15 protein-coding genes are annotated in these 18,929 nt (G+C 68.1%); 13 read left to right on the top strand and 2 right to left on the bottom strand.

The window, feature by feature from the left end; genetic code table 11:
• Positions 1-47: 47 nt before the first annotated feature.
• Positions 48-371, bottom strand: coding sequence for a DUF1840 domain-containing protein (locus tag ABIC50_RS26020; protein ID WP_012364816.1), 324 nt, complete (start codon positions 369-371; stop codon positions 48-50).
• Between the two features lie 201 nt (positions 372-572).
• Here ABIC50_RS26020 and argS point away from each other — a divergent pair, with 201 nt between their 5' ends.
• From argS to ABIC50_RS25990, 6 genes are all read left to right on the top strand, one after another.
• Complete coding sequence (gene argS, locus ABIC50_RS26015; RefSeq protein WP_354167865.1) at positions 573-2,354, top strand: arginine--tRNA ligase; 1,782 nt, start codon at positions 573-575, stop codon at positions 2,352-2,354.
• 84 nt (positions 2,355-2,438) lie between these two features.
• Positions 2,439-3,326 (top strand): SPOR domain-containing protein, encoded by an 888-nt coding sequence (locus ABIC50_RS26010; RefSeq protein ID WP_354167862.1) that lies wholly within the window; start codon positions 2,439-2,441, stop codon positions 3,324-3,326.
• Positions 3,327-3,395: 69 nt separating this feature from the next.
• Entirely contained in the window at positions 3,396-4,037 is a 642-nt protein-coding gene (locus tag ABIC50_RS26005) for a thiol:disulfide interchange protein DsbA/DsbL (protein WP_165752103.1), read from the top strand.
• Positions 4,038-4,056: 19 nt separating this feature from the next.
• A complete protein-coding gene (locus ABIC50_RS26000) occupies positions 4,057-4,830 on the top strand; it encodes an SDR family oxidoreductase (RefSeq protein WP_354167859.1) in 774 nt (257 codons plus the stop codon).
• 262 nt (positions 4,831-5,092) lie between these two features.
• Positions 5,093-6,688 carry an ABC transporter substrate-binding protein gene (locus tag ABIC50_RS25995; RefSeq protein ID WP_354167857.1) on the top strand — a complete coding sequence of 532 codons (1,596 nt, stop codon included), beginning with the start codon at positions 5,093-5,095 and terminating at the stop codon, positions 6,686-6,688.
• Positions 6,689-6,878: 190 nt separating this feature from the next.
• The gene (locus tag ABIC50_RS25990) at positions 6,879-8,519 is read left to right on the top strand and encodes an ABC-F family ATP-binding cassette domain-containing protein (RefSeq protein ID WP_354167854.1); all 1,641 of its coding nucleotides are present in this window, start codon (positions 6,879-6,881) and stop codon (positions 8,517-8,519) included.
• A gap of 272 nt (positions 8,520-8,791) precedes the next feature.
• Here ABIC50_RS25990 and ABIC50_RS25985 read toward each other — a convergent pair whose 3' ends face one another.
• Complete coding sequence (locus tag ABIC50_RS25985; RefSeq protein WP_354167851.1) at positions 8,792-9,868, bottom strand: MBL fold metallo-hydrolase; 1,077 nt, start codon at positions 9,866-9,868, stop codon at positions 8,792-8,794.
• A gap of 351 nt (positions 9,869-10,219) precedes the next feature.
• Between ABIC50_RS25985 and aceK the strand changes: the two genes are divergently transcribed.
• From aceK to bioF, 7 genes are all read left to right on the top strand, one after another.
• Positions 10,220-12,046, top strand: a complete 1,827-nt coding sequence (aceK, locus tag ABIC50_RS25980; protein WP_354167849.1) for a bifunctional isocitrate dehydrogenase kinase/phosphatase — start codon at positions 10,220-10,222, stop codon at positions 12,044-12,046.
• Positions 12,047-12,125: 79 nt separating this feature from the next.
• Positions 12,126-12,896 carry a carbonate dehydratase gene (gene can / locus ABIC50_RS25975; RefSeq protein WP_126228610.1) on the top strand — a complete coding sequence of 257 codons (771 nt, stop codon included), beginning with the start codon at positions 12,126-12,128 and terminating at the stop codon, positions 12,894-12,896.
• A 134-nt stretch (positions 12,897-13,030) separates the two neighbouring features.
• Complete coding sequence (locus ABIC50_RS25970; RefSeq protein ID WP_011658064.1) at positions 13,031-13,708, top strand: SDR family oxidoreductase; 678 nt, start codon at positions 13,031-13,033, stop codon at positions 13,706-13,708.
• 39 nt (positions 13,709-13,747) lie between these two features.
• Positions 13,748-14,185, top strand: coding sequence for a YchJ family protein (locus ABIC50_RS25965; protein WP_354167847.1), 438 nt, complete (start codon positions 13,748-13,750; stop codon positions 14,183-14,185).
• A gap of 108 nt (positions 14,186-14,293) precedes the next feature.
• Complete coding sequence (locus ABIC50_RS25960) at positions 14,294-15,550, top strand: dienelactone hydrolase family protein (RefSeq protein ID WP_354167844.1); 1,257 nt, start codon at positions 14,294-14,296, stop codon at positions 15,548-15,550.
• A gap of 626 nt (positions 15,551-16,176) precedes the next feature.
• A complete protein-coding gene (bioA, locus tag ABIC50_RS25955) occupies positions 16,177-17,523 on the top strand; it encodes an adenosylmethionine--8-amino-7-oxononanoate transaminase (protein WP_354167841.1) in 1,347 nt (448 codons plus the stop codon).
• The coding region (gene bioF / locus ABIC50_RS25950) for an 8-amino-7-oxononanoate synthase (protein WP_354167838.1) at positions 17,520-18,929 on the top strand (1,410 nt) is incomplete at its 3' end. The genes bioA and bioF, both read left to right, overlap by 4 nt.

Here is an 18,929-nt window from a genome sequence, read left to right as displayed (position 1 = left end):
GCTTTTTTTGCTTGCCGACGATCTTTCGATCGGGCGGGCAAGGAAGCTCAGAAGCCCCAGTGCACGTCGGCCTGGCCGGCCTTCGCTTCGCGCAGCATCGTGAGGAAGGGTGCGACGCGCTGCGCGAGGCTCGGCGGCACTTCGTGGTGCGCGTGGTCGTCGTCGTCCTCGTGGAAGTGGCCCGCGTGCTCGGCGCGCTCCTGCTTCGCCTGCGCGACCGCGCCTTCCAGCTTGGCGATTGCGTGGTCCAGTTCGTCGTGCGTAATCACACCGCGCTCGCCCAGCTGCTTGCCGACGAGACCCAGCACATACACGGCGAAATCCTTCAGCACGTCGAGATCCTGTGCCGCCTTGCTCTTGAACGTAATCATGACAATTCCCTTTTCATCTTGTTGTGCCTGCCCGGCGCGGTTGGGGGGACGCCGGCAGACCGGCGTGCGGCCTCACGAAGCCGGGGCGCCTGAGCGGCATATTAGCACCTGTTAAAATTCTGCGATCCCTGAAACGCGCGCTTAAAAAGCGCGCCGGCCGGCCGGTGTTTCCGGCAGCCACCAACGAAGCCTTCTACCAGCATGCTGCCAGCACACAAACAGACCCTCGAAGCCCTGCTCGCGGATAGCGTCACGCAGGTCGCACACGCGCTGAAAGGCGCCGACGCAGCGTTCGTCACCCCGGCCATCACGCTGGAGCGCCCGAAGGTCGCCGCGCACGGCGACGTCGCGTGCAACGTCGCGATGCAGCTCGCCAAGCCGCTCGGCACGAACCCGCGCCAGCTCGCCGAGAAGATCGTCGCCGCCCTCACGGCCCAGCCGGCCGCGCAAGGGCTCGTCGATGCGGCCGAAATCGCCGGCCCCGGCTTCATCAACCTGCGCCTGACGGCCGCCGCGAAACAGGCGGTGATCGCCGCCGTGTTCGAGCAGGGGCACGCGTTCGGCACGTCGGACCGCGAAAAGGGCAAGCAGGTGCTGCTCGAATTCGTGTCGGCCAACCCGACCGGCCCGCTGCACGTCGGCCACGGCCGCCAGGCGGCACTCGGCGACGTGCTCGCGAACGTGATCGCGAGCCAGGGCTACGCGGTGCACCGCGAGTTCTACTACAACGATGCGGGCGTGCAGATCGGCAACCTGGCGATCTCGACGCAGGCGCGCGCGCGCGGCCTGAAGCCGGGCGACGCGGGCTGGCCGGAAGCCGCGTACAACGGCGAATACATCGCCGACATCGCACGCGACTACCTGAACCGCGAGACGGTCGCCGCGAAGGATGGCGAGCCGGTCACGGGCGCGGGCGACATCGACGATCTCGACGCGATCCGCAAGTTCGCGGTCGCGTATCTGCGGCACGAGCAGGACATGGATCTGCAGGCGTTCGGCGTGAAGTTCGACCAGTACTACCTCGAGTCGTCGCTGTACAGCGAAGGCCGGGTCGAGAAGACGGTCGACGCGCTGGTCAAGGCCGGCATGACCTACGAGCAGGACGGCGCGCTGTGGCTGCGCACGACCGACGAAGGCGACGACAAGGATCGCGTGATGCGCAAGTCGGACGGCACGTACACGTACTTCGTGCCGGACGTCGCGTACCACGTGACGAAATGGGAGCGCGGCTTCACGCAGGTGATCAACATCCAGGGCTCGGACCACCACGGCACGATCGCGCGCGTGCGCGCGGGCCTGCAGGGTCTGCACATCGGCATCCCGAAGGGCTATCCCGACTATGTGCTGCACAAGATGGTCACCGTGATGCGCGATGGCCAGGAAGTGAAGCTGTCGAAGCGCGCGGGCAGCTACGTGACGGTGCGCGACCTGATCGAATGGTCGGGCGGCGCGGCGCCGGGCCAGGAAGCGGCACCCGACCTGATCGACGAGGCGACCATCACGCGCGGCCGCGACGCGGTCCGTTTCTTCCTGATCTCCCGCAAGGCCGACACCGAATTCGTGTTCGACATCGACCTCGCGCTGAAACAGAACGACGAGAATCCGGTCTATTACGTGCAGTACGCGCATGCGCGCATCTGCTCGGTGCTCAACGAACTGAAGTCGCGCTACAACGTCGACGTGGCGCAGCTGCCGGGCGCCGACCTGGCGCAGCTCACGAGCGCGCAGGCCGTGTCGCTGATGCAGAAGCTCGCCGAGTATCCGGACATGCTCACGCACGCGGCGAAGGAACTGGCGCCGCACGCGGTCGCGTTCTACCTGCGCGATCTCGCTGGTGAATTCCACTCGTTCTACAATGCGGAGCGCGTGCTGGTCGACGACGAAGCGCCGCGCAACGCGCGCGCCGCGCTCCTCGCCGCGACCCGGCAGGTGCTCGAGAATGGTCTGGCGGTGCTCGGCGTGTCCGCGCCCGCCAAGATGTAAGCGGCCCGAACGGGGCAGCGAATGGCCGCGGCAGGAGCGCCTGCCCCGGCCTTTTCACGATTCTTTTTGCAGGTGACTCAAGCAATGGCACAACCACGCCGAACTTCGAAGCAATCGAAACAAGCCGGAGGGACATTTCTTGGAATCGTGCTGGGCCTGATCGTCGGCCTCGCGATCGCGGTGGTGGTGGCGCTCTACATCACGCGTTCGCCGTCGCCGTTCGTGTCGAAGGTCGCACCGCCGCCGACCGACACCGGCGCGAGCCAGCCGCAGCAGTTCGACCCGAACCGCGCGCTGCAGGGCAAGACGCCCGGCCAGCCGGTGCCGCAGGCCGCGCAGCCCGCGCCGCCCAACACCGCGCCCGGCCAGGCCGCGAACCAGACCCAGGGCGGCCTGCTGCCCGAACCGCAGATCGTCGAGGTGCCGCCCTCGGGTAACGCGAACGGCTCCAACACCACGGCCTCGAACAATGCGACGTCGGGCAACGGCGTCGCCGTCGCGCCGAAGCCGGCCGACAACACGCCGCCGCCGAAAAAGACGCAACAAGCGCAGCAACAGCAGCAAGGCGGCGAGGACGATCTCGCGCGCTTCGCCGCGCAGAAGCAGGCGCAGCAGGCGGCCGCGCAGAAACAGCAGCAACAGCAGCTGGCCGCGAACGCGCCGAAGCCGGCGCCGTCCGCAACGTCGGCTACGTCCGCCGCGGCGGCGAAGCCGCCGACCGCGAACGACGCGAACACCGGCTACTTCCTGCAGGTCGGCGCGTACAAGACGGAAGGCGACGCCGAGCAGCAGCGCGCGCGCCTCGGCTTCCAGGGCTTCGAGTCGAAGGTGTCGAAGCGCGATGTCAGCGGCGTGACCTATTTCCGCGTGCGCGTCGGCCCGTTCTCGAAATTCGAGGATATGAACTCGGCCCGTCAGCGGCTGTCCGATGCAGGTGTCGACACGGCGGTGATCCGCTTCACGAAGCAATAAGCAACCAGCCGCGCCCACGCAGAACCCGTTACGTTTCGTCATCCGAGCAACTGATTCGACGCTTACAACATGAAAAAACTACTTAGCACGCTCCTTCTGTCCCTGGGCCTGGCCGTCGCCGGCTTCGCCCACGCGTCGCCCGCCGCGCCTGTGTCCGGCAAGGACTTCGAGGTGATGAAGTCGCCGCAGCCGGTGTCCGCGCCGGCCGGCAAGGTCGAGGTCATCGAATTCTTCTGGTACGGCTGCCCGCACTGCTACGAATTCGAGCCGACGATCGAGGCCTGGGTGAAGAAGCAGGGCAACAACATCGACTTCAAGCGCGTGCCGGTCGCGTTCCGCGACGATTTCATCCCGCACTCGAAGCTGTTCTACGCGGTGTCCGCGCTCGGCATCTCGGAGAAGGTCACGCCGGCGATCTTCAACGCGATCCACAAGCAGAAGAACTACCTGCTGACGCCGCAGGCGCAGGCCGACTTCCTGGCGACGCAGGGCGTCGACAAGAAGCAGTTCATGGACGCGTACAACTCGTTCAGCGTGCAGGGCCAGGTGAAGCAGTCGGCCGAGCTGCTGAAGAGCTACGCGATCGACGGCGTGCCGACGGTCGTCGTCCAGGGCAAGTACAAGACGGGCCCGGCTTACACGAACAGCATCCCGGGCACCGCTCAAACGCTCGACTACCTCGTGAAGCAGGTTCAGGACAAGAAGCTCTGATCCCCGCCCGCGCGCCGGCATGACTACTCCGCTGAAGGTCTTCATTACCGGCGCGTCGAGCGGCCTCGGCCTCGCGATGGCCGAGGAATACGCCCGCCAGGGCGCCACGCTCGCCCTCGTCGCGCGCCGCACCGATGCCCTCGATGCGTTCGCGCGGCGCTTCCCCAAGCTGTCCGTCTCCGTCTATAGCGCCGACGTGCGCGACGCCGATGCGCTCGCGACGGCCGCCTCGTCGTTCATCGCCGCGCACGGCTGCCCCGACGTCGTGATCGCGAACGCGGGCATCAGCCAGGGCGCCGTCACGGGCCAGGGCGACCTCGCCACGTTCCGCGACGTGATGGACATCAACTACTACGGGATGGTCGCGACGTTCGAGCCGTTCGTCGGCCCGATGACGGCCGCGCGCCACGGCACGCTGGTCGGCGTCGCGAGCGTCGCCGGCGTGCGCGGCCTGCCGGGCTCCGGCGCGTATAGCGCGTCGAAGTCGGCCGCGATCAAGTATCTCGAGGCGCTGCGCGTCGAGCTGCGCCCGGCCGGCGTCGGCGTCGTGACGATCGCGCCCGGCTATATCCGCACGCCGATGACCGCGCACAACCCGTACCGGATGCCGTTCCTGATGGACGCCGATCGCTTCGCGGCCCGCGCCGCGCAGGCGATCGCGCGGCAGCACGCGTTCCGCGTGATTCCGTGGCAGATGGGCGTCGTCGCGAAGGTGCTGCACGTGTTGCCGCGCTGGCTCTACGACCGCCTGTTCGAGAAGGCGCCGCGCAAGCCGAAGGCCGGCGCGCACTGAGTGCATCGCGCCTCCGGCACGCCGTGCGTGCCGGACCGGTGCTGCGCCTTCCCCTCCCTCACCGCCGCCCCAACGCGCATTCCGTCGCGAACGCAGCCGTTGTTCGCTCAATTCGCCGCGTTCCGACGCCTTTTTTCACGCGCCGCGCGCTTTGCCGGTATGCTATTCGCCAGCCGCGCCGCCCCGTCCACCACCGGGCCGCGCCTGCATTCCGCATGCATTCCGACATCCGGCAAAAATCACAAGTCACGTGGGAGAACCTATGCACGCCAAGCTGTTCACCGCGGCTGCGCTCGCCGCCGCCCTCGCCGCTCCCGGCCTCGCCGTCGCCAAGCCGCTCACCGTCTGCACGGAATCGAGCCCGGACGGCTTCGACGTCGTGCAGTACAACTCGCTCGTCACCACCAACGCATCGGCCGACGTGATCTTCAACACGCTCGTGTCGTACGACGAAGCCGCGAAGAAGGTCGTGCCGGCGCTCGCCGACAAATGGGAAGCCAGCGCCGATGGCCTCACGTACACGTTCCACCTGCGCCCGAACGTCGCGTTCCAGACCACCGACTACTTCAAGCCGGGCCGCCCGCTGAACGCGGACGACGTCGTGTTCACGTTCTCGCGGATGCTCGACGATGCGAACCCGTGGCACAAGGTGGCCGGCGCGAGCGGCTTTCCGCACGCGCAGTCGATGGGCCTCGTGAAGCTCGTGAAGTCGGTCACGAAGGTCGACGACAACACGGTGAAGTTCGTGCTGAACGAGCCGAACGCGACGTTCGTGTCGATCCTGACGATGGGCTTCGCGTCGATCTACTCGGCCGAATACGCGGACCAGCTGCTGAAGGCCGGCAAGCAGGCCGACCTGAACGCGAAGCCGGTCGGCACCGGCCCGTTCGTGCTCAAGAGCTACACGAAGGACGCGCTGATCCGCTACGACGTGAACCCGACCTACTGGGGCGTGAAGCCGAAGGTCGATCGGCTGATCTACGCGATCACGCCCGACGCGTCCGTGCGCATGCAGAAGGTGAAGGCCGGCGAATGCCAGATCGCGCTGTCGCCGAAGCCGCAGGACGTGCTCGCCGCGAAGGGCGAAAACGCGCTGAAGGTCGTGCAGACGCCCGCGTTCATGACCGCGTTCGTCGCGCTGAACACGCAGAAGAAGCCGCTCGACAACGAGAAGGTGCGCGAGGCGCTGAACCTCGCGTTCGACCGCGCGACCTACCTGAAGGTCGTGTTCGACAACACGGCGACGGCCGCGAACAACCCGTATCCGCCGAACACGTGGAGCTACGCGAAGGACATCGCGCCGTATGCGTACGATCCCGCGAAGGCGAAGCAGCTGCTCGCGTCGGCCGGTTTCCCGAACGGCTTCTCGACGACGATCTGGACCCGCCCGACCGGCAGCGTGCTGAACCCGAACCCGAAGGCCGGCGCGGAACTGCTGCAGGCCGACCTCGCGAAGATCGGCGTGAAGGCCGAGGTGAAGGTGATCGAATGGGGCGAGCTGATCAAGCAGGCGAAGCTCGGCCAGCATGACATGCTGTTCATGGGCTGGGCCGGCGACAACGGCGATCCGGACAATTACCTGTCGCCGCTGTTCAGTTGCAACGCGGTGAAGTCGGGCATCAACTTCGCGCGCTTCTGCGACGCGCAGCTCGACAAGCTGATCGCCGACGGCAAGGCGACCGCCGACCAGTCCAAGCGCGCGAAGCTGTACGAATCGGCGCAGAAGGTGATCCACGATCAGGCACTGTGGATTCCGCTCGGCTACCCGACCGCGGCCGCGCTCACGCGCCCGAACGTGAGCGGCTATCACGTCAGTCCGTTCGGCCGCCAGAACTTCACGACCGTCTCCGTGCAGTAACCGCGCGTGGCGCGCAAGCGACGGCATCCCGGCCCGTCGCTTGCGGCCCGCGCGGCACGCTTGCTACACTGCGCGCTCATTCCTCATACCGGACGCCAGCCAAAGTGAACAACTAAGCCTTCCCAAAAATGTTTTCGCCGCCGTGCCACGCACGCCGCGCGAAGGGTTTCACGCATTTTCGGAGGTGCTTATGGCTGCTGCCACGCCCATCGGCGCGCTCGTCGCGCTTCATCACGTTTCCTTCCGCTTCGACGACGGCGTCACGCTGTTCGATTCGCTCGACCTTTCCATCGATCGCACGCCGACGGGCATCGTCGGCCGCAACGGCGTCGGCAAGAGCCTGCTCGCGCAACTGATCGCGGGCCGGCGCACGCCCAGCGCGGGCACGATCGACCGGCACACGCCCGTCGTGTACGTCGCGCAGCAGCACGACGACGCGCCGGCCGGCACGCGCACCGTCGCCGAAATCGCCGCGCTCGATGCGCCGCTCGCGGCCCTTGCGCGCCTCGCGGACGGCCGCGCGCACGCGCACGATTTCGACCTGATCGGCGATCGCTGGGATCTGGCCGAGCGGCTGCGCGCGGCGCTCGACGCGGCCGGCCTGCACGACGTGCGCGCCGACACGCCGGCGCACGCGCTGAGCGGCGGCCAGCTGGCGCGCGTCGCGCTGATCGGCGCATTGCTTTCGGAGGCCGGGCTGCTGGTGCTCGACGAACCGACCAACCATCTCGATGCGGCGGGCCGCGCGTGGCTGCGCGCGGCGCTCGACGGCTGGCGCGGCGGCGTCGTCATCGTCAGCCATGACCGCGCATTGCTCGCGCACGTGCAGCGCATCGTCGAACTGACGCCGCACGGCGTGCGCGCGTATGGCGGCAACTACGCGCTGTACCGCGCCCAGCGCGACGCGGAACAGGATGCCGCGCAGGCCGCGCTCGAGCATGCGCACGCGGAGCGCGGGCGCGTGAGACGCCGGCTCGAACAGGAACACGACACGATCCAGCGCCACGCGGCCGGCGCGCTGCGCGACGCGAAGGCGGCCAACCTGTCGTCGATGGCGCGCCAGCGTCGCAAGGGCGCGGCGCGCAACATCATGGGGCAGGTCCGGCGTCATCAGAACGATTTCAAGGCGACGCTCGACGAGCGCGTGCAGGAGGCGGCCGCACGCGTCGAAGCCGACGCGCCGGTGCTCGTGTCGTTGCCGGGCACCGAGGTCAGCGCGCGCCGCCAGCTGTTCACGCTCGAGCGTGCGCAATTGCCGTGGGATGCCGCCGGGCGCACGGACGCGATCACGTGGTCGGCCAACGGGCCGGTGCGCATCGCGCTGACGGGCCCGAACGGCTGCGGAAAATCGACGCTGCTGCGCATGCTCGCCGGCGAACTCGCGCCGCGCTCCGGTGCGTGCACGACGCACGTGAGCGCCGCGTATCTCGACCAGCGGCTCGCGCTGCTCGACCCCGAGCGCTCGATCGTCGAGCAGTTGGGACTGCTCGATACGCCGCTCGCCGAAGGCGACCTGCGCAGCCGGCTCGCGCTGCTGCAGCTCGATGCCGCACGCGCGACGCAGCCGGTGCACCGCCTGAGCGGCGGCGAACGGCTGAAGGCCGCGCTCGCGTGCGCGTTGTGGCGCGGCACGCCGGCGCAGTTGCTGCTGCTCGACGAGCCGACCAATCACCTCGATCTCGAATCGGTGCGCGCGATCGAAGCCGCGCTGGCCGGCTTCCCCGGCGCGATCGTGGTCGCGTCGCACGACGCCGCGTTTCTTGCGGCGCTCGAACCGACGCACACGATGCAATGGCAGCGCGACGGGTGGCGTTACGAACCCGTCGCGTGATTAGCGATCACGATCGCTCGCCTTTGCGCGTGACGTCCGGATTGGAAGCGACGCGCCGCTGCGTGAAAAGCCGCTTCGATTCGCGCACGCCAGGCGGGGCGCATGGCGCATGAAGCGAAAACGACGGCGACGTTGCGTCGCGCATTAAGCGGCCGGAATCGGCGCGCCGCTCCCTGACAAGCCGCTTCGATTCGCGAACGCCAGCCGGGGCGCATGGCGCTTGAAACGCAACGGACGGCGACGTAGCGTCGCCCATCCAGCGGCCGGGGCGGTCAGGCCCGCGCGTAGCGAATCACGCCGTCGTCGCCCTGCTCGCGCACGAGCTCGCCCGCAAGCCACAGCAGGTTCAGGTGGGCGAGCGCCTCGCCGAGCGCGAACGTCATCTGGTGGATGTCGAGCTCGCGGCGGCGGAACATGATCGGCACGATGTCGGCGGCGCTCATCGGCTGCTCCGCGCAAGCCGTGCGCACTTCGTCGAGCCGCGCGTCGTGGTGCGCGCGCAGTTGCGCGATGCGCGTGCGCACGCCGCGGAACGGCTTGCCGTGCGACGGCAGCACGAGCGTGTCGGGCGCCATCGTTTCGTAGCGGCCGAGCGATTCCAGATACAGCGCGAGCGGGTTCGCTTCCGGTTCGAGATCGAACACGGACACGTTGGTCGAGATGCGCGGCAGCACCATGTCGCCGGAGATCAGCACGCCGTCCGCTTCACTGTGCAGCGCGCAATGTTCAGGCGAATGGCCGTAGCCGGTGACGACGCGCCACGTGCGCGCGCCGATCTTCACCGCGTCGCCTTCGCGCAGGCGCCGGTAGCGCGGCGGCACGGCCGGCACGAGATCCGAGTAGTAGCTGCGGCGGTTGCGCAGCTTGTCGAGCGCGGCCGGATCGGTCAGCCCGTGGCGCGCGAAGTGATCGGCCGCGGCCGCGCCGCCGGCGTTCGAGCCGTTGCCGGCCGCCATCAGGCAGCCGAACATGTACTCGCCGAGCGTCATCCACAGCCGCACGTTCCAGCGGCCTTGGTCACCGCCTTCGCACAGCCAGTTCGCGAGGCCGAAGTGATCGGGATGGCAGTGCGTAACGAGCACGCGCAGCACCGGCAGCCCGTCGAGATGCCGATCGAAGATCTGTTCCCAGTGCGTACGGATCGCATCCGACGAGATCCCGCAGTCGACGATCGTCCAGCCGGCCTGCCCGTCGATCTCGTCGCGCAGCAGCCAGAGATTGATGTGATCGAGCGAAAACGGCAGCGGCATGCGCAGCCAGCGCACGCCGGGTGCGACCTCGAACGTGTCGCCCGCGGCGGGCAGCGTGTCGGCGAAGGGATAGTCGAGTTGGTGTTCCAGTGCGTTCATCGGTCGGGTGTCTCGTCGTTGTCGTTGCAGATGCAGCTGCAAATGCGGGTACGTATGCGGGGGCAATGCGATTGCATGAGCGCGCGGGCGGCAGGCCGGGGCGGGCATCGCGTCGATTCTATCGCCGTCGCGTGAAACGCGTGCCCGGTGGGCGTCGGCCGCGCAAAAAAGTTCGTGTCAGAATCCGTTCCGTACCCGTATCTTTGCGCGAAGATGCACCGAACGGCACGCAACCGCGCCCAACCCGCGCATTGACGGCACTTGGCGCCGGACCCCGAAACCCGTTGAAATGCCGACTTGGGCGCTAAAATGGCGGGTGCTTACAGTCCCTCTCGAACGAGCCTGCACGCAATGAATCACTTCCCCAAGCTGCTGTCGTCGCAGATCGGTTTCGACGTCGCGCAGACGATGCTCGAAAACTTCGACCGTCACTACCGGATCTTCCGGGAAGCCGCGGTCGACGCGAAGACGCTATACGAGCGCGCCGACTGGCACGGGCTGCAGCGGCTGGCGCGCGAGCGGATCACGTCGTACGACGATCGCGTGCAGGAATGCGTCGAGGTGCTGCAGGACGAATACGACGCGGAGAACATCGACGACGAGGTGTGGCAGCAGATCAAGCTGCACTACATCGGCCTGCTCACGTCGCACCGCCAGCCCGAGTGCGCGGAAACGTTCTTCAATTCGGTGTGCTGCAAGATCCTGCACCGCTCGTATTTCAACAACGATTTCATCTTCGTGCGGCCCGCGATCTCGACCGAATACCTCGAGAACGACGAGCCGGCCGCGAAGCCGACCTATCGCGCGTACTACCCGGGCACCGACGGGCTCGCGGCCACGCTCGAGCGCATCGTCACGAACTTCCAGCTCGAGCCGCCGTTCGAGGATCTCACGCGCGACATCGGCTGCGTGATGCAGGCGATCACCGACGAATTCGGCGAGTTCGACGCCGCGCCGAATTTCCAGATCCACGTGCTGTCGTCGCTGTTCTTCCGCAACAAGAGCGCGTACATCGTCGGCCGCATCATCAACGCCGATCGCGTGCTGCCGTTCGCGGTGCCGATCCGCCACGTGCGCCCGGGCCTGCTCGCGCTCGACACCGTGCTGCTGCGCCGCGACCTGCTGCAGATCATCTTCAGCTTCTCGCACTCGTATTTCCTCGTCGACATGGGCGTGCCGTCCGCGTACGTGGATTTTCTCTGCACGATCATGCCGGGCAAGCCGAAGGCCGAGATCTACACGTCGGTCGGCCTGCAGAAGCAGGGCAAGAACCTGTTCTACCGCGACCTGCTGCACCATCTGTCGCATTCGAGCGACCGCTTCATCATCGCGCCCGGGATCAAGGGCCTCGTGATGCTCGTGTTCACGCTGCCGTCGTTCCCGTACGTATTCAAGATCATCAAGGATCACTTCCCGCCGCCGAAGGAAACGACGCGCGAGCAGATCATGGAGAAGTACCAGCTCGTGAAGCGTCACGACCGTCTCGGACGGATGGCCGACACGCTCGAGTATTCGAGCGTCGCGCTGCCGATCTCGCGGCTCGACCATGCGCTCGTGCGCGAGCTGGAGAAGGAGGTGCCGTCGCTGCTCGAATACGAGGACGGCAATCTCGTGATCAAGCACCTGTACATCGAGCGCCGGATGATCCCGCTCAACCTGTACCTGCAGAACGGCACCGACGCCGAGATCGAGCACGGCGTGAAGGAGTACGGCAACGCGGTGAAGGAGTTGATGAAGGCCAATATCTTCCCCGGCGACATGCTGTACAAGAATTTCGGCGTCACGCGCCACGGCCGCGTCGTGTTCTACGACTACGACGAGATCGAATACCTGACCGACTGCAACGTGCGGCGCGTGCCGCCGCCGCGCAACGAGGAAGACGAACTGTCCGGCGAACCGTGGTATACCGTGGGCCCGCACGACATCTTTCCGGAAACCTACGGACCGTTCCTGCTCGGCGACCCGCGCGTGCGGGCCGTCTTCATGAAGCATCACGCGGACTTTTTCGAAGCCTCGCTGTGGCAGGCCAGCAAGGACAAGCTGCTGCAGGGCGAGCTGCCCGATTTTTACCCGTACGACGTGTCGCTGCGTTTCAGCGTGCGCTACCCCGATCGCTTCGACGCGACGCCTGACGTCGGCGACGGCGACAGCGCGGGCGATGCGCAGCGCGCTGCGTGACGCAGGCCGAATCGCACGCCCGGATCCAATCGAATCGAACCGTTATCGACCCGCTTTCCGCCAACGGAATCCACACCCGATGAATACTCAAGACAATCCGCTTTCACACCTGTTCGACAACAACGACGCCTGGGTCAAGCGCCAGCTCGCCGACGATCCCGATTTCTTCGCGCGTCTCGCCGACCAGCAGGCGCCGGAATATCTGTGGATCGGCTGCTCGGATTCGCGCGTGCCCGCGAACCAGATCATCGGCCTGCCGCCGGGCGAAGTGTTCGTGCACCGCAACATCGCGAACGTCGTGGTGCACAGCGACCTGAACTGCTTGTCGGTGATCCAGTTCGCGGTCGACATCCTGCGCGTGAAGCACATCATGGTCGTCGGCCACTACGGCTGCTCGGGCGTGAACGCGGCCCTGCACAACCGCCGCGTCGGCCTCGCCGACAACTGGCTGCACCACGTGCAGGACGTGCGCGAACGCCACGCGGCGCTGCTCGACGAATGGCCGGTCGGCGAGGCGCGCTATCGCCGCCTGATCGAGCTGAACTCGATCGAGCAGGTCGTCAACGTGTGCCGCACGACGATCGTCAACGACGCGTGGGCGCGCGGCCAGTCGCTCACCGTGCACGGGCTCGTGTACGGCGTGCACGACGGGCGAATGCGCAACCTCGGGATGGCCGTGTCGAACTTCGACGCGCTCGACGCAACCTACAAGCGCTGCGTCGCGGCGCTCACCGCGCGCGGCCAGCACGCGCCGGACAACGACATGGTCGCGGCGGACGCCGCGCAGCTCGACGACGTCGCGCAGGCGGTCGCCGATACGCTCAAGCCGTCGTGCGGCGACGCGAAGTAACCGGCGCCGGCGCGGCGTGCACGCGCCGCGCGTCCTCCGGCTGAAGATGCGCACGAGCCTGGCCGCGACGGGTAGCGAACTGATCTGACACCGACACTGCCGCGACGGCGGTGCAATGCAAAGGAGCGGCGAACATGAAAACCGTACTGATCGTCGGCGCATCGCGCGGCTTGGGGCGCGAATTCGTCCGGCAATATCGCCGCGACGGCTGGAACGTGATCGCGACCGCCCGCGACGACGCATCGCTCGCCGCGCTGCGCGAACTCGGCGCGCAAGCCTATGCGCTCGACATCGCGCAACCCGAACAGATCGCGGCGCTCGGCTGGAAGCTCGACGGCGAACGGCTGGATGCGGCCGTGCTCGTGTCGGGCGTGTACGGGCCGCGCACCGAAGGCGTCGAGACGATCGGCGCCGAGGATTTCGACGCGGTGATGCATACGAACGTGCGCGGGCCGATGCAACTCCTGCCGATCCTGCTGCCGCTCGTCGAGGACGCGCGCGGCGTGCTGGCCGTCGTGTCGAGCCGGATGGGCAGCATCGCGGAAGCGACCGGCACGACCGGCTGGCTGTACCGCGCGAGCAAGGCCGCGCTGAACGACGTGCTGCGCATCGCGTCGCTGCAGACGCGCCACGCCGCGTGCATCTCGCTCCATCCCGGCTGGGTGCGCACCGACATGGGCGGCGCGCAGGCCGCGATCGATCCGGAAACCAGCGTGACCGGCATGCGCCGCGTGATCGCCGAAGCCGGCGCGGACGTGTCCCGGGCCAACGGCCGTTTCTTCCAGTACGACGGCGTCGAGCTCAGCTGGTGAGCCGGCATGACAACCCGGCGTCGTTAATTCACGATTCGCATGATTTTGAACCGACCTGACGCGTGCCCGTGCGGCGGCGCGTCCCCCACTCCCGCCGCCAAAGCCCCGGCGCCGCGCTATGCGGCGTGCTGCGGGCGCTTCATCGACGGCGGCGAAGCCGCGCCCACCGCGCTCGAGTTGATGCGCTCGCGGTACAGCGCGTACGTGCTCGGCGCGACCGACTATCTGCGCGCGACCTGGGACGCGCGCACCTGCCCGGCCGATCTCGATGCCGACCCGAATGCGCCCGACGCGCCGCGCTGGCTCGGCTTGGCGGTCAAACGCCACGCGCTGCTGGACGAACGGCACGCGGAGGTCGAGTTCGTGGCCCGCTACAAGGTCGGCGGGCGCGCGTACCGGATCCACGAGACCAGTCGCTTCACCCGCGACGAGCACGGTTTCTGGCGCTATGTCGACGGCGAAGTAAGTGAACGCTGAAAAATAGTTGCCGTGTCAGACGCCGGGTAATTCCCGCATTGCACAACCTGAATTTGTCGGGCTACGATGGCCCCTCGGATCGGTCATGTTGCATGGCAGGGCTTACGAATGGCGTTCAGCAAAGTATTGGTGGGATGGATGGCGGCCTGTGCGCTGTCGGCCGCTCAGGCCGGTGCGCTGCCGAACGCAAATACCGGCGCGGCCGCGGCCGCCGGCTCGCTCGCCCATGCCGAGCGCTTCGATTACGGCGATTCGCGCCTCCCGCAAGTCGCCGCGAACCTCAACGAACAAGTCATCAGCATTCCGGCCGATGCGTCGGGCACCGTGATGCTCGAGGCCACGCTGTTCAAGCCGGACGGCCCCGGCCCCTTCCCGCTCGTCGTCTTCAACCACGGCAAGAACACCGGCGATCTCCATCTGCAGCCGCGCAGCCGGCCGCTCGCGTTCGCCCGTGAATTCGTGCGCCGCGGCTATGCGGTGGTCGCGCCGAACCGCCAAGGCTTCGCCGGGTCGGGCGGCACGTACCAGCAGGAAGGCTGCAACGTCCGCAAGAACGGCCTCGCGCAGGCCGCCGACGTCGCCGCGACGGTCCGCTACATGTCGCGTCAGTCGTACGTCGATGCGTCGCGCATCGTCGTCGCCGGCACGTCGCATGGCGGCCTCGCTTCGGTCGCGTACGGCACGGAAGCGGCGCCGGGCGTGCGCGGCATCATCAACTTCTCCGGCGGGCTGCGCCAGGATCTCTGCGACGGCTGGCAGCGCAATCTCGTCGAAGCGTTCGACCAGTACGGCGCGCATACGGCCGTGCGCTCGCTGTGGCTGTACGGCGACAACGATTCGGTGTGGACGCCCGCGCTCGTCGCGCAGATGCACGACGCGTACGTGTCGCACGGCACGCAGGCGCAATTCATCGATTTCGGCCGCTACAAGGACGACGCGCACCGGCTGATCGTCGACCGCGACGGCGTGCCCGTGTGGTGGCCGGCCGTGCATGCGTTCCTCGCGGACCTGAGCCTGCCGACCTCGGTGCGCTATGCGGTCGCGAACCCGCACGAACCGAATGCGACCGGCTACGCGTCGATCGATGCGGTCGATGCGGTGCCGTTCCTCGACGCGGCTGGCCGCGAAGGCTATCGCCGCTTCCTGAGCCAGCATCCGAGCCGCGCGTTCGCGGTGTCCGCCGAAGGCGCGTGGTCGTGGGCAGAGGGCGGCGACGACCCGATGGCACTCGCGCTCGACAACTGCACGAAGCAGGGTGCGGGCGCATGCCGGCTGTATGCGGTCAACGACCGCGTCGTGTGGAACGGCGCGACGCAGACGGCCGACAACGGCGACGCCGATACGCACGCGCTGGCTTCGCGCTGATCGCTGATCGCGGATGGCGATGCCCGGGATCGGGCGGTTTCGGCATCGTCTTCTTCGCTTCTGTCCCTGCTCCCGGTAACTGAGCGCTCGCGCGGCGCGCAGCGGCGTTTGCATATCGCGACGCCCGGCATCCGGGGCTTTCGGCATCGTCCCCTTCGCGCTCCTCCCTGTACTGAACGCTCGCGCGGCGCGCCGCGGCGTTCGCACCCCGGTCGCCAGATCATGCGAGCCGCCGAAGCGCGCCGCCCCACGATCTCCGTGAAGCCGTTTCGCAGCGCCTTTTCCCATCCCCGGCCCCCTTCGGCCGCCGCATATCTTGCGTCGCCCCTCGCGCCCCTTTCCCCTTCCCGCCCCGATTTTTCGGCTTCACCCGCCCCTCCGCCCCACGATTTTTTCTGTCAGGGGGGTCTCACTCGAACGTCGTCATCTGCGCTCATTTCGGGATATCTGGCGCGTACCGTTCCGAGCACCCCGGATCTGCGCCAAACTCCCGCCCGACAAGGCTTTGCGGCGTTTGTAACCGGTAGTGCAACGCGCGGCGGAACACGCTAATCTCAGCGCGTTTTCCGTCTGTCGCCGCGCGGCATCCGTTCGATGCCCGCCGCCGTTTTACCCCCGGAGTTGCCTTGAGTACGCCAGCCACCGACGACTGGGTCGCGCGCAGCCTGCGCGCGGTCTGGCATCCCTGCACCCAGATGAAGCACCACGAGCGCCTGCCGCTCATTCCCGTCGCGCGCGGCGCGGGCGTGTGGCTGTACGACCGCGACGGCCGCCGCTACTTCGATGCGATCAGCTCGTGGTGGGTGAACCTGTTCGGCCATGCGAACCCGGACATCAACGCGGCGCTGAAGGACCAGCTCGACACGCTCGAGCATGCGATGCTCGCCGGCTGCACGCACGAGCCGGCGATCGAGCTCGCCGAACGGCTGCATGCGCTCACCGCGCGCACGCTCGGCCATGCGTTCTTCGCGTCGGACGGCGCGTCGGCGGTCGAGATCGCGCTGAAGATGAGCTTCCACGCGTGGCGCAACCGCGGCCGCGCGGACAAGCGCGAATTTGTGTGCGTCGCGAACAGCTATCACGGCGAGACCATCGGCGCGCTCGGCGTGACCGACGTGGCGCTGTTCAAGGATGCGTACGATCCGCTGATCCGCAACGCGCACGTGGTCGCGTCGCCCGACGCACGCGGCGCGCAGCCGGGCGAAACGGCCGCCGACGTCGCGGGCCGCGCGCTCGACGACGTGCGGCGCCTGTTCGCCGAACGCGCGGACCGGATCGCCGCGCTGATCGTCGAGCCGCTCGTGCAATGCGCGGCCGGCATGGCGATGCACGATCCGTCGTACGTGCGCGGGCTGCGCGCGCTGTGCGACGAGTTCGGCGTGCACCTGATCGCCGACGAGATCGCGGTCGGCTGCGGCCGCACCGGCACCTTCTTCGCGTGCGAGCAGGCCGGTGTCTGGCCCGATTTCCTGTGCCTGTCGAAGGGCATCAGCGGCGGCTACCTGCCGCTGTCGCTCGTGCTCACGCGCGACGACGTGTTCGCGGCCTTCTACGACGACGACACGACGCGCGGCTTCCTGCATTCGCATTCGTACACCGGCAACCCGCTCGCGTGCCGCGCGGCGGTCGCGACGCTCGACCTGTTCGCGCGCGACGACGTGCTCGCCGCCAACACGCGCAAGTCGGCCGCGATGCGCGCCGCGCTCGCGCCGCTCGACGCGCACCCGCAGGTGCGTCACCTGCGCGAGCGCGGCACGCTGTTCGCATTCGACGTCGCGCTCGACGGCGACGCGGCACGCGGCTTCTCGCGGCGCTTCTTCGAGCGCGCGCTCGAACGCGAACTGCTGCTGCGTCCGATCGGCACGACCGTGTACCTGATGCCGCCGTACGTGATGAGCGACGACGATATCGCGTGGCTCGCGCAACGCACGCGCGACACGCTGGGTGCGACGCTCGCGGAGATCATGCAATGACACACACGGCCACCCGCTCACTTCTCTCGCTGCCCCCCGAGGGGGCGGCAGCAACGAACCTGCTCGATACGCTGCAACGCGGCCTCGCCGAGCTCGACGCGCAAGGGTTGCGCCGCGTGCGCCGCACCGCCGACACCGCGTGCGATGCGCACATGCGCGTCGACGGCCGCGACATCGTCGGCTTCGCGAGTAACGACTATCTCGGCCTCGCCGCGCATCCGGCGCTCGTCGCCGCGTTCGCCGAAGGCGCGCAGCGCTACGGCTCCGGCAGCGGCGGCTCGCATCTGCTCGGCGGCCATTCGCGTGCGCACGCCACGCTCGAGGACGACCTCGCCGGCTTCGCGGGCGGCTTCTCCGACGCGCCGCGCGCGCTGTACTTCAGCACCGGCTACATGGCGAATCTCGCCGCGATGACGGCGCTCACCGGCAAGCACGCGACGATCTTCTCCGATGCGCTGAACCACGCGTCGCTGATCGACGGGATCCGGCTGTCGCGCGCGAACGTGCAGGTCTATCCGCATGCGGACACGGCCGCGCTCGCCGCGCTGCTCGACGCGTCCGACGCCGACACGAAACTGATCGTCAGCGACACCGTGTTCAGCATGGATGGCGACATCGCGCCGCTCGCCGAACTCGTCGCGCTGGCCGAACGCCACGGCGCGTGGCTCGTCGTCGACGACGCGCACGGCTTCGGCGTGCTGGGGCCCCAGGGCCGCGGCGCGCTCGCGGCCGCCGCGCTGCGCTCGCCGAACCTGATCTACGTCGGCACGCTCGGCAAGGCCGCCGGCGTCGCGGGCGCGTTCGTGATCGCGCACGAGACCGTGATCGAATGGATGATCCAGCGCGCGCGCAGCTACATCTTCACGACGGCCGCGCCGCCGGCCGTCGCGCATGCGGTATCGGCGAGCCTGAAGGTGATCGCCGGCGACGAAGGCGACGCGCGACGCGCGCACCTCGCCGCGCTGATCGAGCGCACGCGCGCGCTGCTGCGCATGACGCGCTGGCAGCCGGTCGATTCGCACACGGCCGTGCAGCCGCTCGTGATCGGCAGCAACGACGCGACGCTCGCGGCGATGCGCGCGCTCGACGCGCACGGCCTGTGGGTGCCCGCGATCCGGCCGCCGACGGTGCCCGTCGGCACGTCGCGGCTGCGCGTATCGCTGTCGGCAGCGCATTCGTTCGACGATCTCGCACGGCTCGAAGCGGCCTTGATCGAAGCCAGCGAGGGGCAGACCCGGCGGGATGCAGAACAGCCCCCACGCTCACTGCGTTCGCTGCCCCCCGAGGGGGCTGCAGCCTCCCTTGGGACGGCCCGGCGGGATGCAGAACAGCCCCCACGCTCACTGCGTTCGCTGCCCCCCGAGGGGGCTGCAGCCTCCCTTGGGACGGCCCGGCGGGATGCAGAA

It is taken from the genome of Burkholderia sp. 567, assembly GCF_040545115.1.
In the GTDB taxonomy this organism is placed as follows: domain Bacteria; phylum Pseudomonadota; class Gammaproteobacteria; order Burkholderiales; family Burkholderiaceae; genus Burkholderia; species Burkholderia ambifaria.
The sequence above is the reverse complement of the archived record's forward strand: the minus strand, read 5'-3'. Positions and strand labels throughout refer to the sequence as shown.

Coding starts and splice junctions, on each gene's coding strand:
- ABIC50_RS26020 (WP_012364816.1), bottom strand. CDS start 371: ATGATTACGTTCAAGAGCAAGGCGGCACAGGATCTCGACGTGCTGAAG.
- argS (WP_354167865.1), top strand. CDS start 573: ATGCTGCCAGCACACAAACAGACCCTCGAAGCCCTGCTCGCGGATAGC.
- ABIC50_RS26010 (WP_354167862.1), top strand. CDS start 2,439: ATGGCACAACCACGCCGAACTTCGAAGCAATCGAAACAAGCCGGAGGG.
- ABIC50_RS26005 (WP_165752103.1), top strand. CDS start 3,396: ATGAAAAAACTACTTAGCACGCTCCTTCTGTCCCTGGGCCTGGCCGTC.
- ABIC50_RS26000 (WP_354167859.1), top strand. CDS start 4,057: ATGACTACTCCGCTGAAGGTCTTCATTACCGGCGCGTCGAGCGGCCTC.
- ABIC50_RS25995 (WP_354167857.1), top strand. CDS start 5,093: ATGCACGCCAAGCTGTTCACCGCGGCTGCGCTCGCCGCCGCCCTCGCC.
- ABIC50_RS25990 (WP_354167854.1), top strand. CDS start 6,879: ATGGCTGCTGCCACGCCCATCGGCGCGCTCGTCGCGCTTCATCACGTT.
- ABIC50_RS25985 (WP_354167851.1), bottom strand. CDS start 9,868: ATGAACGCACTGGAACACCAACTCGACTATCCCTTCGCCGACACGCTG.
- aceK (WP_354167849.1), top strand. CDS start 10,220: ATGAATCACTTCCCCAAGCTGCTGTCGTCGCAGATCGGTTTCGACGTC.
- can (WP_126228610.1), top strand. CDS start 12,126: ATGAATACTCAAGACAATCCGCTTTCACACCTGTTCGACAACAACGAC.
- ABIC50_RS25970 (WP_011658064.1), top strand. CDS start 13,031: ATGAAAACCGTACTGATCGTCGGCGCATCGCGCGGCTTGGGGCGCGAA.
- ABIC50_RS25965 (WP_354167847.1), top strand. CDS start 13,748: ATGATTTTGAACCGACCTGACGCGTGCCCGTGCGGCGGCGCGTCCCCC.
- ABIC50_RS25960 (WP_354167844.1), top strand. CDS start 14,294: ATGGCGTTCAGCAAAGTATTGGTGGGATGGATGGCGGCCTGTGCGCTG.